Origin of the sequence: Burkholderia sp. WSM2230 (genome assembly GCF_000472445.1) — a bacterium.
In the GTDB taxonomy this organism is placed as follows: domain Bacteria; phylum Pseudomonadota; class Gammaproteobacteria; order Burkholderiales; family Burkholderiaceae; genus Paraburkholderia.
Genome location: NZ_AXAJ01000007.1, coordinates 66,476 through 80,405 on the forward strand (window position 1 = coordinate 66,476; position 13,930 = coordinate 80,405).

Annotated in this window: 11 protein-coding genes; 7 read left to right on the plus strand and 4 right to left on the minus strand. The window is 62.2% G+C overall.

What is annotated here, in order from left to right; translation table 11 throughout:
- The first annotated feature begins 77 nt into the window (after positions 1 to 77).
- The 6 genes from A3AC_RS0115460 to A3AC_RS0115485 all read left to right on the plus strand — a co-directional run bounded on the left by A3AC_RS0115460 (position 78) and on the right by A3AC_RS0115485 (position 8,988).
- Positions 78 to 512, plus strand: a complete 435-nt coding sequence (locus A3AC_RS0115460) for a VOC family protein (protein WP_025599899.1) — start codon at positions 78 to 80, stop codon at positions 510 to 512.
- Positions 513 to 725: 213 nt separating this feature from the next.
- Positions 726 to 3,902: an efflux RND transporter permease subunit gene (locus A3AC_RS0115465; protein ID WP_025599900.1), complete on the plus strand. Its 3,177-nt coding sequence runs from the start codon at positions 726 to 728 to the stop codon at positions 3,900 to 3,902.
- An 83-nt stretch (positions 3,903 to 3,985) separates the two neighbouring features.
- Positions 3,986 to 5,209 carry an efflux RND transporter periplasmic adaptor subunit gene (locus tag A3AC_RS0115470; protein WP_025599901.1) on the plus strand — a complete coding sequence of 408 codons (1,224 nt, stop codon included), beginning with the start codon at positions 3,986 to 3,988 and terminating at the stop codon, positions 5,207 to 5,209.
- On the plus strand, positions 5,206 to 6,726 hold the full coding sequence (locus A3AC_RS0115475) for an efflux transporter outer membrane subunit (protein ID WP_025599902.1): 1,521 nt from the start codon (positions 5,206 to 5,208) through the stop codon (positions 6,724 to 6,726). The genes A3AC_RS0115470 and A3AC_RS0115475 overlap by 4 nt, the downstream gene beginning before the upstream one ends.
- Positions 6,727 to 6,811: 85 nt before the next feature.
- On the plus strand, positions 6,812 to 7,498 hold the full coding sequence (locus A3AC_RS0115480) for a heavy metal response regulator transcription factor (protein WP_007176723.1): 687 nt from the start codon (positions 6,812 to 6,814) through the stop codon (positions 7,496 to 7,498).
- A complete protein-coding gene (locus A3AC_RS0115485; RefSeq protein WP_025599906.1) occupies positions 7,495 to 8,988 on the plus strand; it encodes a heavy metal sensor histidine kinase in 1,494 nt (497 codons plus the stop codon). The genes A3AC_RS0115480 and A3AC_RS0115485 overlap by 4 nt, the downstream gene beginning before the upstream one ends.
- Here the strand turns inward: A3AC_RS0115485 and dinB are convergent.
- From dinB to A3AC_RS0115505, 4 genes are all read right to left on the minus strand, one after another.
- On the minus strand, positions 8,955 to 10,121 hold the full coding sequence (dinB, locus tag A3AC_RS0115490; RefSeq protein ID WP_025599907.1) for a DNA polymerase IV: 1,167 nt from the start codon (positions 10,119 to 10,121) through the stop codon (positions 8,955 to 8,957). The genes A3AC_RS0115485 and dinB overlap by 34 nt on opposite strands.
- A gap of 59 nt (positions 10,122 to 10,180) precedes the next feature.
- Positions 10,181 to 10,849, minus strand: a complete 669-nt coding sequence (locus tag A3AC_RS0115495) for a hypothetical protein (protein WP_025599909.1) — start codon at positions 10,847 to 10,849, stop codon at positions 10,181 to 10,183.
- A 299-nt stretch (positions 10,850 to 11,148) separates the two neighbouring features.
- Positions 11,149 to 11,727, minus strand: coding sequence for a YceI family protein (locus A3AC_RS0115500; RefSeq protein ID WP_025599910.1), 579 nt, complete (start codon positions 11,725 to 11,727; stop codon positions 11,149 to 11,151).
- Between the two features lie 61 nt (positions 11,728 to 11,788).
- On the minus strand, positions 11,789 to 12,352 hold the full coding sequence (locus tag A3AC_RS0115505; RefSeq protein ID WP_156924624.1) for a YceI family protein: 564 nt from the start codon (positions 12,350 to 12,352) through the stop codon (positions 11,789 to 11,791).
- Positions 12,353 to 12,662: 310 nt separating this feature from the next.
- On the opposite strand from A3AC_RS0115505, the gene A3AC_RS0115510 reads away from it, so the two are divergent.
- Positions 12,663 to 13,913 carry an arsenic transporter gene (locus tag A3AC_RS0115510; protein WP_025599913.1) on the plus strand — a complete coding sequence of 417 codons (1,251 nt, stop codon included), beginning with the start codon at positions 12,663 to 12,665 and terminating at the stop codon, positions 13,911 to 13,913.
- Positions 13,914 to 13,930 lie beyond the last annotated feature (17 nt).

Here is a 13,930-nt window from a genome sequence, read left to right on the forward strand (position 1 = left end):
TGTGGTTAGACTTTGGCGAATGAAGCGCCATATTCATCAATCGCACCAATCGCATCACTCACAGCGAGTCCGACATCATGAGCGTTAGCCAAACCGCGTTGCCGCCGTTTCATCTGGCGTTTCCCGTCCACAGCCTGGCCGCCGCGCGCGAGTTCTATGGCGAACTGCTCGGCTGCCCCGAAGGCCGCAGTTCGGAGCAGTGGGTCGATTTCAATTTCTACGGGCACCAGATAGTCGCGCATCTCGCGCCGGAAGAAGTCGGCCACCGGCAAACCAGCAAGGTGGACGGCGACGCTGTGCCGGTGCGCCATTTCGGCGCCGTGCTTTCCATGGAGCAATGGCAGACTGCTGCCGACAAGCTGCAACAGGCGGGCATCGACTTCATCATCGAGCCGCATGTGCGTTTCAAGGGCGAAGTGGGCGAACAGGCCACGATGTTCTTTCTGGATCCGTCGGGCAACGCGCTGGAGTTCAAGGCGTTTGCCGATATGGCGTCGCTGTTCGCGAAGTAAACAACGCGCAACCCGTAGGCGAATTGAAATAAAAACCGCGGCCTGCCCTTGCGCAGCGCCGCCCCGCAACGCTTTTTCCTTACGATAGCCTTCCTGACAATCCTGCCATTTTGGCGCCATGCAGGTGTTGGTAGGAGCGATCTAGCATAAGCGCCAGTTCATCGTTCCCATCTGCTCAGCTGCAGTCACCTGCACTTCATTCAGGCGCGTTTCATGTGGATTGTCAACGTTGCGCTTAAGCGGCCCTACACGTTCATCGTGATGGCCATTCTGATCGTGCTGGCGACGCCTTTTGTGCTGTTCACCACGCCGGTCGACGTGCTGCCGGAAATCAACATTCCGGTGGTCAGCATCATCTGGACATATAACGGCCTCTCCGCAGAGGACATGGCCCACCGGATTGCCTCCGTCAACGAGCGCAGTCTCACGACCACGGTCAACGACATCGAGCACATCGAGTCGCAATCGCTCGCGGGCATCACGATCCTGAAGGTGTTTCTGCAGCCGAACGCGAATATCCAGACCGCGATCGCGCAAACGGTGGCCGTCGAGCAGGCGCAACTCAAGCAGATGCCGCCGGGCGCCACGCCGCCTCTCGTGATCAGCTATTCGGCTTCCAGCATTCCGGTGATTCAACTGGGCCTGTCGAGCACGAAGCTCTCCGAGCAGCAGCTCAACGATACCGCGCTGAACTTCCTGCGGCCGCAACTCGTGACGATTCCCGGCGCGGCCGTGCCGTATCCGTATGGCGGCAAATCGCGGCTGATTTCCGTCGACCTCAATACGCGTGCGTTGCTCGCCAAAGGACTGACGCCGCTCGATGTGGTCAGCGCGTTCAACGCGCAGAACCTGATTTTGCCCACCGGCACCGCGAAGATCGGACCGAAGGAATATACGATCAACATGAACGGCTCGCCGCCGACGCTGGAGGGCCTGAACGATATTCCGGTGCGCACGGTCAACGGCGCGACGACGTATCTGCGCGAGGTGGCTCACGTGCGCGACGGCTTCTCGCCGCAAACGAATATCGTGCGGCAGAACGGCCATCGTGGCGTGCTGATTTCGGTGCTGAAAAACGGCAGTGCGTCGACGCTTTCCATCGTCAATACGTTGCATGGTTTGCTGCCGGCTGCGCGCGCGGCATTGCCGCCGGATCTGAACATCACGGCGCTGTTCGACCAGTCGGTGTTCGTCAAGGCGGCGGTCGAGGGCGTGGTGCGCGAGGCAGTGGTGGCCGCAGCCCTCACGGCCGCGATGATTCTGCTTTTCCTCGGCAACTGGCGCAGCACCTGCATCATCGCAATCTCGATTCCGCTGTCGATTCTGTCTTCGCTGATTGCGCTGCATGCGCTCGGGCAGACCATCAACATCATGACGCTCGGCGGCCTTGCGCTCGCGGTGGGTATTCTCGTCGACGACGCGACGGTGACCATCGAGAACATCGAACGGCATCTGCATATGGGCACGAATCTGCACGATGCGATTCTCGAAGGCGCCGGCGAAATTGCCATCCCCGCGCTCGTCTCCACGCTTTGCATCTGTATCGTGTTCGTGCCGATGTTCTTCCTGACCGGCGTGGCGCGCTACCTGTTTGTGCCGCTTGCCGAAGCCGTCGTGTTTGCGATGCTGGCGTCGTACATTCTGTCGCGCACGCTCGTGCCCACGCTCGCCATGCTGCTGATGGGCCATGCGCACAAGCCGAAGCCCGGTGCAAAGACAAGTCTTTTCCAGCGCCTTTATCGGCGCTTCGACAATGGCTTCGAGCGCATGCGGGCCGCGTACATCGTGATACTCAGCAGTTTGCTCGTGCGCCGGGGCCGCTTCGGCAGCATTTTTCTCGGCTTTTGCGTGCTGTCGATGGCACTCGCATTCGTGCTGGGAGAAGACTTTTTTCCGAGCGTCGACGCGGGCAATATCCGCCTGCATATGCGTGCGCCGACCGGCACACGCATCGAGGAAACCGCGCGTCTTGCCGACGAAGTCGAGAACGCGATTCGCGAAGTAGTGCCCGAGAAAGAGCTCGGCACCATTCTCGACAATCTCGGTCTGCCGTATAGCGGCATCAACCTCTCGTACAGCAACGCAGGGACCATCGGCACGCTCGACGGCGAAATTCAGATCGCGCTGAAGGAAGGCCACGAGCCGACGCAGCGCTACGTCGAAAAGCTGCGCGCACTGCTGCCGCAGCGTTTTCCTGGCGTCGAGTTTTTCTTCCAGCCCGCCGACATCGTCACGCAGATTCTCAACTTCGGCCTGCCCGCCGCCGTCGACGTGCAGATTGCCGGCGCGGACCAGCAAGGCAATTTCGAAGTCGCGCGCAAGCTGCTCAAGGAAGTGCGCCTGATTCCGGGCACCGTCGATACCCACATCCAGCAGAGACTGGATGAGCCCGCCATCAATCTGCAGATGGACCGCACGCGTTTGCAGCAGCTCAACCTCACGGCGAGCAACGTCGCGCAAAATCTGCTGGTTTCGCTATCGGGAAGCTCGCAGACGTCGCCGGGCTTCTGGTACAACGACCGCAACGGCGTCGAGTACAACGTTGCGGTTCAAACGCCGCAGTACCGCATTTCTTCCATCGACGATCTGTTGCGCACACCGGTATCGGCAGCCGCCACGGGTCCGACGCAACTGCTTGGCAATCTGGTGCGCGTGGCCCCGCAAAATCAGTTCGCGGTAGTGACGCATTACAACATTCGGCCCGTCATCGACCTGTACGTGAGCGTCGACAAGCGCGATCTGGGCAGTGTCGCGAATCAGGTCGACAAGCTCGTGCAGAAAGTGCGCGCAACGCTGCCGCGCGGCAGTCAGATCACCGTGCGCGGCCAGGTACAGACCATGCGCACTTCGTACCTGGGTCTGGGGCTCGGCGTGGCAATGGCCATCGTGCTCGTGTATCTGCTGATCGTCGTGAATTTCCAGTCGTGGGTGGATCCGCTCATCATCGTCAGCGCGTTGCCCGCCGCGCTCGCCGGCATCGTATGGATGCTGTTTCTGACCGGCACGCATCTGAGCGTACCCGCGCTCACTGGTGCGATCATGACGATGGGCGTCGCCACGGCGAACAGCATTCTGATGGTCGCGTTCGCACGTCAGCGGCTCTCCGCCGGTGCGCCGCCGCTGACGGCCGCGCTCGAAGCTGGAGCCAGCCGTATTCGTCCGGTGCTGATGACGGCGTTCGCGATGATCATCGGCATGATTCCCATGGCGCTTGGTCTTGGCGAAGGCGCCGAGCAGAACGCGCCGCTCGGCCGCGCGGTGATCGGCGGATTGCTGTTTGCAACGGTGTCCACGCTGTTTTTCGTGCCGCTGGTGTTCGCGGGCATTCATACGCGCCTCGCGCGGCGTCATCGCAACGATCATGACGGCAGCGAAGGTGAGCCGGCCTGAAGCAGTGCGAGCGGATTAAAGAAAACGTGAACAAAACGGCTGCCCGCGCTGACGGAGCCAGCTAACCGAGATGGCTAACTGAGATGACCGAAAAAACTCATGCATCGCTGGCGATTCCGTCGCGAGAGACGGAAGGTGGCCACACACTGCCGCCGCGCAATCGCGAATGGAAGCGCGCGAAGATCGCCATCTGGATCGTGCTGACCTTGCTCGCAATTGGCGCGTTGCGCACCGTGATCGCCAACCTGATGCAAAACCGCGCCGTCGAGCAAACGACGAGGCAGAACGCCACGCAATACGTGAACGTGGTGAGCCCGACACCTGCTGAAGGCGGCGGCACCACCACGTTGCCGGGGACGTTGCGCGGCAGTGTCGAATCGCCGATCTATGCGCGCTCCACCGGTTATCTGCTGCGCTGGTATGCGGACATTGGTACGCGCGTGAAGCAGGGCCAGTTGCTCGCAGAACTCGATACGCCCGAAATCGACCAGGAGCTTGCGCAGGCATTGGCGCAGCGCCAGCAGACCAGTTCGAGTCTCGCGCTTGCGAAGAGTTCGCTCGAGCGCTGGCAGCAGCTTCGTCAGCGCGATGCTGTATCGCAGCAGGAACTCGACGAGCGGCAAAGCACATACACGCAAGGCGTCGCCAATCTCGCCGCCGCCGACGCGAACGTGCAACGCTTGCGCCAGCTGGAGTCGTTCAAGCGGATCGTCGCGCCTTTTGCAGGCGTGATTACGCAACGCAATGTGGATGTGGGCGATCTGATCGACGCGGGCAGCGGCACGAGCCGCGCACTCTTCGCGCTCGCACAGGCCGACCCGCTGCGCGTCTATGTGCAATTGCCGCAAGCCTATGCGCAGAATGTGTCGGTGGGACAGAAGGTGGTCGTCACGCAGGCCGAACTGCCGGGCCAGCAGTTTCATGGCACCGTCACGCACATTTCGGGCGCGATCGACGTGCCCACGCGTTCGCTGCAGGTCGAAGTGACGTTGCCCAATCCTGACAACACGCTGCGTCCCGGCGCGTATGTGCAGGTCGCGCTGCCTTCGGTAGCCCATGCGCAATGGATGGTGCCCGGCAATGCATTGCTGTTTCGCGCGGAGGGACCGCGGCTTGCAGTCGTCGATGCGAAAGGCAACGTGCAGTTGCGCAAGATCGTGATCGCGCAGGACCTCGGACAGACCCTCGAAATCGAAAGCGGAATCGACGGCAACGACAGAGTCATCATCAACCCGAGCGATTCGATTGCGGACGGCGATCACGTCGAGGTCGGACAGTCGCAGAAGAACATGAAGGGGGCCTCGTGAAGTTGCAACGCGCCGGCCGGGCCGCGCTCGCATTTTCCGCGGCGGCGAGCGCGGGCATGCTCGCCGCCTGTGCCGTCGGGCCCGACTACACGCGGCCGCAGGCCGAGGTGCCGCCTGCATGGAACGCGGATTCGTATTGGCGCGTTGCGGCTCCCTCGCATGCGCCGATGGATCCGGACTGGTGGAATGTCTATCGCGACTCCACGCTCGCCGCGCTGGAAACGCAGGCGCTCGCGCAGAACCAGACACTCGTCGCCGCAAATGCGCACTATCAGCAGGCGAAGGCGACGCTTGCTAAGACGCGTGCGCAGCAGGTTCCTGAAGTGGACCTCGCGGCATCGGCATCGCGCTTTCGCATTTCGCACGACAGGCCGCTCACCAATTACGCGGTGCCGACTGTCTCCACCGTGCAGAACAATCTGCAACTCGGTCCTACGATCAACTACGACACGGACCTGTTTGGCCGCATACGCCGTCAGGTGGAAGGCGCAACGGCTTCCGCCGGGCAGTCGGCTGACGATCTCGCGAACGCGCGGCTCGTCCTCACTACCGAGGTCGCGACCGACTACTTCTCGTTGCGCGAACTCGACACCGAGATCGACGTGCTGAATCAATCGGTGACGCTGCAGCAAAAAGCGCTCGACTACGTGAATGCCCAGCACGATCTGGGTGCGGTGTCAGGCCTCGACGTATTGCAGCAGAAGTCGCTGCTCGACACCACGCGTGTGCAGGCGCAACTGTTGTTGAACCAGCGCGCGCAATACGAGCATGCAATCGCCGCGCTCGTCGGCGTGCCGGCGCCGCAATTCTCGATCGAACCGAAGGTGCTCAATTTTCAGGTGCCGGCCATTGCGCTGGGCGTGCCGAGCGACCTGCTGCAGCGCCGGCCCGACATTGCCTCGGCCGAGCGAGCGATGGCGGCGGCCAATGCGCAGATCGGTGTCGCGAAAGCGGCGTTTTTTCCGAGCCTCACGCTGACGCCGGGCATCGGCTGGGAAGCCACTCAGTTCGCCAGCCTGCTGAGTGCGCCGACGCTGATGTGGACGCTCGGCGCGGCAGCGGGCCAGGTGCTGTTCGACGGCGGCCGCCGCGCGGCCAACGTGCAGTTCGCGAGCGAAGGCTACAAGGCGACTGAAGCCAACTATCGTCAGACGGTGCTGGACGCGTTCGAGCAGGTGCAGGACGGTATCACGGGTCTTGCGGTGCTGGACGGCGCGGCGAAGCAGTCGGAAGAAGCGGTTGCAGACGCGCAACGCCTGCTCGGGCTCGCCAACGACCGCTATTCGGGCGGTCTCGTCGCCTATCTGAACGTGATCACCGCGCAGCAGTCGCTGCTCAACAGCAAGCGGCAGGACGCGCAGATTCGCGGCCAGCAGATGACGCTTTCGGTGGCGCTCGTGAAGGCGCTGGGCGGCGGCTGGGAAGACGGCGCCGGAGTTGCCGACGCCGCGGCCGGCGGCAGTCGCCATGACGCGCAGACGGGTGACGCGATGCAAGCGCGCGCTGCGGCGCCGTAAGTCACGGCACGCGTGGTAGACGCAGGAAGCCGGTGGAAAAAGCCATGCAAGCCGTTTCGTATAATGCATACACTAGGGGACGCGCATGAAATTGCTGATTGTTGAAGACGAGCACAAGGTGGTGGACTACCTGCGCTCCGGTTTGACAGAGCAGGGCTGGGTCGTGGATGTCGCGCTCGACGGCGAAGAGGGCATGCATCTGGCCACCGAGTTCGATTACGACGTCATCGTGCTCGACGTCATGCTGCCCAAGCGCGACGGCTTCAGCGTGCTGAAGGCGCTGCGCATGCGCAAGTCGACGCCGGTCATCATGCTGACCGCGCGCGATCATGTGAACGACCGCGTGCGCGGGTTGCGCGAAGGCGCCGACGACTACCTCACCAAACCGTTTTCGTTCCTCGAGCTGGTCGAGCGGCTGCATGCGTTGGCGCGCCGCACGCGTTCGCAGGAATCCACGCTGATTTCCGTTGGCGACCTGTTCGTCGATCTGATTGGACGGCGCGCGACGCGCGACGGCGTGCGCCTCGATCTGACCGCGAAGGAATTCCAGTTGCTGAGCGTTCTGGCCCGCAGGCAAGGCGATATTCTGTCGAAGACGGCGATTACCGAACTTGTATGGGACGTCAATTTCGACAGTCATACGAATGTGGTGGAGACAGCAATCAAACGATTGCGCGCCAAGCTCGATGGCCCGTTTCCGTCGAAGCTGCTGCATACCGTGCGCGGCATGGGCTACGTGCTCGAAGTGCGCGAAGAGGCAGAGCAGTCATGAACCGTTCCATCGCGCGGCGGCTTGCATTGATGTTCGCGCTTGTTGCGCTGTTCGTGTTTACGCTTGTGGGCGCGGGGCTTTTTGCCGTGTTGCGCACGCAGCTCGAGAGCCACTTGCGCGAGTCGCTCGACGACCGCGCGCAAATTGCGCGGCTCATCTGCAATCACGGGCTGACGCCTGAAAAATGGCGCATGTCGCGTGAAAAACTCACCGACATGACGCCGCACGACCGCAGCACCGTCTACGCGGTCACGAGCATTGAGCCGTCCTACAACTACGGCAAGCCGATCGAAGGCACGACGGTTAAGACGTGGCCTGGCGGCTACGCGCGCGTGAAGCCGGCGGGCGGCGGCGAAGACATGCTCACCACCACCGTGTCCATTCCCGGCTATTCCACGCGTCCGCCGATGCAGTTGCAGGTTGCTTCGAGCTACCTGCCGAACATTCGCACGATGCGCGTTTTCGGTTTCGCGCTCGCTGCGCTGTCGGCGCTCGGCAGTCTCGCGGTGCTGCTGCTCAGTTACTCCGTCACGCGCATCGGCCTCGCGCCGCTCACGCGCCTCACGCGCGACGCGTCCGCTGTCAGTCCCAACAATCGCTCGCAGCGGCTGAATACTGCGTCGTTGCCGCACGAGCTGAACGATCTCGCGAATTCGTTCAACGGCGCGCTGGAACGGCTCGACGGTGCGTATTGCCGGCTCGAATCGTTCAATGCCGATGTCGCGCATGAACTGCGCACGCCCGTCACCATTCTGATCGGGCAGACCGAAGTCGCTTTGACGCGCAATCGTTCCGTCGACGATTTGCGTCACACGCTGCAATCGAATCTCGAGGAATTCGAACGCATGCGCGCGATCATCAACGACATGCTGTTCCTCGCGCGCGCCGATCAGGGCGAGCGCGCGACCGGCCTCATGCAAGTATCGCTCGCGGCAGAGGTCGCGCATACATTGGAGTTTCTGGAAATACCGCTCGAAGAAGCGCGGGTGCATGCGCGCCTGCATGGCGACGCCGTCGCGCACGTGAACCGCTCGTTGTTCGGCCGCGCCTGCGCGAATCTGTTGATGAACGCAATCCAGCATTGCCAGCCGGGCGCGGAAATCAGCGTGAGGATCGTGCGCGAAGCGGAGCAGGTGCGCATAGAAGTCGCGAATCCCGGCGAGCCGATCGAGCCCGCCGTGCTCGAACATCTTTTCGACCGTTTTTATCGCGCGGAAGCCTCGCGCACGAATAGTCGCGAGAATCACGGCCTCGGTCTTGCAATCGTCAAGGCGATTGCAGAGATGCATAGGGGCAGCGTGTCCGTGAGAAGCGAGAACGGTGTGAACACTTTTGCGTTTTCCGTTGCCGATTCGCGTGTCGAGAGCGTCGCGCAGCCTTTGCGTGCGAATGCCCCTGCGAATGCAGCAGCAAATGCTGTGAATACAGCGAGCGGGAGCGGGCCAGCGTCGGCTTCCTATTCGTCGCTCGCGAAAGGCAAGTCCGCCTGAACCGGCAGACGGCGCTCTGGCGGCTGGGCGCTGGCGAGGCTCAATGCGCTCACCCGTACGCCGAGCAGGCGCAGCTTGCGGTTCAATTCCACGCGCCGCAGACATTCGGTGGCCGCGCGGCGTATTTCGGCGGCGTCGGCGGTGGGCATGTCGAGCGTCAGGTCGCGCGTGACCGTGCGGAAATCGTCATAGCGCAGCTTGATGCCGACCGTCTTGCCTACATAGCCCTTGCGCACGAGATCTTCGGCGACCCGCACGCACAATCCGGTAAACGAACTCGACAACGCCGGGCGGTCGTGACGCGGATGCAGATCGCGCTCGAAGGTCGTTTCGCGGCTCATCGATTTCGGTTCCGATTCGACTACCACCGGGCGTTCATCCTCGCCTTGCGCCACTCGCATCAACCACGCCGAGTAGCTGCGCCCAAAGTGATCCTGCAACAGTCCCGCGTCCGCCGCGGCCAGATCGCCGACTGTGGCAATGCCGAGCGCCGTGAGTTTTTCCGCTGCCTTTGGGCCGATGCCGTTCACCTTGCGCACGGGCAGCGGCCACACGCGCAGCGGCACGTCGGCGGGCGTGAGGATCGTGAGGCCGTCCGGCTTGTCGAGTTCTGAGCCGATCTTGGCGAGCAGCTTGTTCGGCGCCACGCAGATCGAGCACGTGAGGCCGGTGGCCTGATTCACCGCCTGCTTGATGCGCGCGGCGATGTCGCGCGGCTCGCCCGGCAAGTCCGTGAGATCGATATAGATTTCGTCGATGCCGCGGTCTTCGATGCGGTCGGTGAACGTGGCCACCGCGGCCTTGAATAGCCGCGAGTAATGACGGTATGAATCGAAATCGGTGGGCAGCAGGATGGCGTCCGGCGCGAGCACCGCTGCCTTCATCATGCCCATTGCGGAAAATACGCCGAGCGCGCGCGCTTCATACGTGGACGTGGTCACCACGCCGCGCCCCGCGTAGTCTCGCAGTTTCGCAAAACGGCGGCTGCCGTCTGCGAGCGTTTCCGGCGCGCTGTTGCGGCCGCCGCCTATTACCACGGCCTTGCCGCGCAGTTCCGGATAACGCAATAGCTCGACGGACGCGTAGAACGCGTCCATGTCGAGATGCGCGATACGGCGGCTTGCTGAACTCATGGAAGGCTAAAACGGATGGCACCCGTAATAGTACCTTGCTCCGCCTTCCCGGGTGCCGCCTAGAAGCGATAGCTCACGCCGAGTTGCACGACCGGGTAGATCTTGTAGCGCTCTACCTTGTCGTTGATCTTCTGTTCCTGCTCGTCGATGTTCGCCTGCGTCGTGAACATGGAGTAAATCGCGGGCACGTTGTAGTGCGTGCGCGGACGGCCATAAGCGACGCCAACGTCGAAGGTGAGCCCGAAGCCCTTCGAGACCGGCTTGTGTCCGTAGCCGATGCCGACATAGGGCATCACGCGCGGCAGCGTGACTGTCGCCGACGGTGCGGGGCCGACGGCCGGCACGTAGTCGTCGCCGATCTTGTAGTTGCCTTGCGCGTTCGGCACGGCGTGGGCCGACAGTTCGTCGTCGTTGATGAGCGCGCCGGCCGTCAGCCGGAAGCCGCTCGAGCGGAACGGGAACACGTCGAGATAGAGGCCGCCTTGCAGCAGCTTGAGGTGGCCGTCGTACTGATTTTCGTTGACGTTGAACGAATGCGAGAAGCCGAGCCCCTCGAATTCCGCATGCACGCCCGTCCATGAATTGATCGGCATTGCAGCGCCAATGCCTGCGCCGAGGGTGCCGCCATGCACATACACTTCCTGCGCGTGCGCCGCGCCGCCAAGCGCCGCCAACGCGGCAATCGCGGCCGCCGCCGCACCTTTTACCTGCCGTTTCACCTTCACCACCGTTTGTCTCCCGACAAAAACACATTGCATGCGGGGACTTTACGGTTTGACCATGCAGTTCAAATGCATGAATAGCGGGCAATTCTGGCGGCTCTTCAGGCTCAAGTTCGTCGCCGGCAAAAAACGGAAAAAACGCCCCGCAACTTGTGCCGGTAAACGGGGCGACGCGGCCTGGCTCGACAGAATAGCCCTGTTTCCAGGGGCTATTCGGGGAATTGTGCAGCCTGGCTCGCTTCGATAATGCGTCGCTTGAAAAGCATTCGATTTGAGGCGGGCGCGTTCGCGCCCGCCATGAAGATTTACTGCTTGATGCCTTCGGCCTGAATGTGCAGCGTAGTCTGCATCTTGAAGCCGTAGGTCTTGCCGAAGTCGACGCCGAAATCGTCGCGGTTGAACGTCGCGGTGGATTCCGTGCCGCACACTTCACGCTTGAGCATCGGGTTCACGAAGCACTTGAACGACTCGATCTTCAGGTTGACCGGCTTTGTCACGCCATGCATGGTCAGCGTGCCGATCACTTCCACGGGCTTGTCGCCTTCAAAGCGGATCTGCGTGCCCTTGTAGGTCGCGCTCGGGTACTTCGCGACGTCGAAGAACTTGTCGCTGACCAGTTCCGAATCGAGCTTGTCATTGCCGATGTCCACCGAGGCCATGTCGATTGTTACCTCGACGCTGCCTGTCTTTGCCGCGCGATCCAGCACGACGGTACCGCTACTCTTCTTGAACTTGCCGCGCCAGATAGACACGCCGCCGAAGTGGTCGGTTTCGAAGCTCGGGGCGGTGTGCGTCGGATCGAGCTGATACGTATCGGCGGCCATTGTGTTGAACGACAATGCGGCGGCCAGTGCGCCCGCGGCGAGCAGGGATTGCTTCTTCAAGATGTTCTCCAGGTTTTGAAAAGTGCTATGACGCTTGAATGTTTTGCTTCGATGCTGCTAATCACTTCTTCGAGGCGACGAGGTGGAACCTGATGACGACTTCGTCGGCGACCACTGAGGTGTCTTTCCACTCGCCAGTGCCCACATCGAATTGCGAGCGCCTGATCGGCAATGAACCGTCGAAGGTATGAGTCGGGCCCTGGCTCGCAATGGTGACCGGCACGACCACGGTCTGCGATTTACCCTTGATGGTGAGCTTGCCGGTAATCCTGTACTGGTTGCCGCCCGCCGGCGCGATCGCGCTCGAGACAAAGGTCGCGGCGGGATAGGTCGCGCTGTCGAACCACTCCTTGCCTTGTGCCTGCTTGTTGTAATCGTCCGCGCCCAGGTCGTAGCTGCCGGTGTCGATCGACACGCTGGCGGTGCCCGCCGTCGGCTTTGCCGGATCGAAAGACAGTTGCGCCGAAAACTTCCTGAACTTGCCGTCGACGGGCACGTTCATCTGTTTCGTCGTCGCGATCACGGTGCTTTTGCTCGTGTCGACGTCGGCGTATGCGAAGCTCGTGCCGAACAGCGAAAGGGCGGCGACGCCCGCGAGAATGGAGTGATGAAGTGTGGTTTTCATGGTGGTACGCATCCTATCGAACCCGTGTGCGTTAATTGCACACGGCGGGGAATTTGATTGCCAACAGGTCGTAGCGAATCCGCGCCGGCGAGCTGCTTCATGCGTTGCCGCGTCGAGTGCGAATAGTAGGGATGTCAAAGGGAGCCGAATAGGCGGAGACGGGAGAACACATCGTTCTACTGGTGACCTTAATGCATTCAGGCTCGCGAGTTGCGTCGAAACAGGCAGAAGAGCGAAGGCAAAGCCAGCCTGGGTTATCCTGCGCACCGGGCGTTGCCCACGTACAACCATCCATTTCAGGGCTTTTGTTGTGACTTCGATTTTCCTTTCATGGGGCATCGCCGCGTTCGCGACAGCCGGCGTGATCACCCGACCTTTCAAATGGCCCGAGGCAGTATGGGCGGTGGCGGGCGCAGTGCTGCTGGTCTTGCTGGGGCTGTTACCGCTTCGTCTGGCGATAGAGGCCGTCGGCAAGGGCACCGACGTCTATCTGTTCCTGTTCGGCATGATGCTGCTTTCGGAAGTCGGCCGCCGCGAAGGGCTGTTCGACTGGGTCGCGGTGCTCGCGGTCAATCATGCTCAAGGCTCGCCGCGCAAGCTCTTCATGCTCGTGTATCTGGTCGGCGTGGTGATCACGGCCTTTCTTTCAAACGACGCCACCGCGGTCGTCCTCACGCCCGCCGTGTTCGCCGCCGCGAAGAAAGCGAAGACCGACCCGTTGCCGCTGCTCTTCGTCTGCGCGTTCATCGCCAATGCGGCCAGCTTCGTGCTGCCGATCTCCAATCCGGCCAACATCGTGCTGTACGGCAACCACACGCCCGCGCTGGGGCCGTGGCTGATGCGTTTCGCGTTGCCTTCGCTGCTGTCCATCGGCGCGACCTATGTGCTGCTGCGCTGGACGCAGCGCGAGGCGCTTGCCGGCATCTGCGAGGCGAATCTGGAGCCGCTGCGGCTCTCGTCGAGTGGCCGCGTCGCGCTGGCGGGCATTGCGGTGACGGCCGTCGTGCTGCTCGCGGTATCTGCTTTCGACGTTCCGTTGGGCCTGCCGACGGCGATACTCGGTGCGTTGACGGCGGTGGTCGTGCTGATCCAGGAACGCAAGTCGCCCGTGCCGATGATCCGCGAAATATCGTGGAGCGTGCTGCCGCTCGTGGCCGCACTCTTCGTGCTGGTCGAAATGCTGGACCATACCGGCGTAATCAACCTGCTCGCCGCACTGACGCGGGCCGGAGCCGCGCATAACGAAGCGACCACCGCGGGCTGGGCCGGCGCGGCTATCGCGATCGGCAGCAACCTGATGAATAACCTGCCCGCAGGGCTGATCGCGAGTTCCACCGTGATGCAGGCGCAAAGTCCCGAGCGCGTGATCGACGCGCTGCTGATCGGCGTCGACCTCGGGCCCAACATGTCGATCACCGGGTCGCTTGCCACCATTCTCTGGCTCAACGCAATTCGCCGCGAAGGCGAGGACGTGAGCTTCATGAAGTTCCTGAAGGTGGGAGTCGTCGTGATGTTACCCGCGCTGGCGCTTGCGCTTGGCGCACGCATTCTGATCGGCTGATATGCAGCGAATCGCGA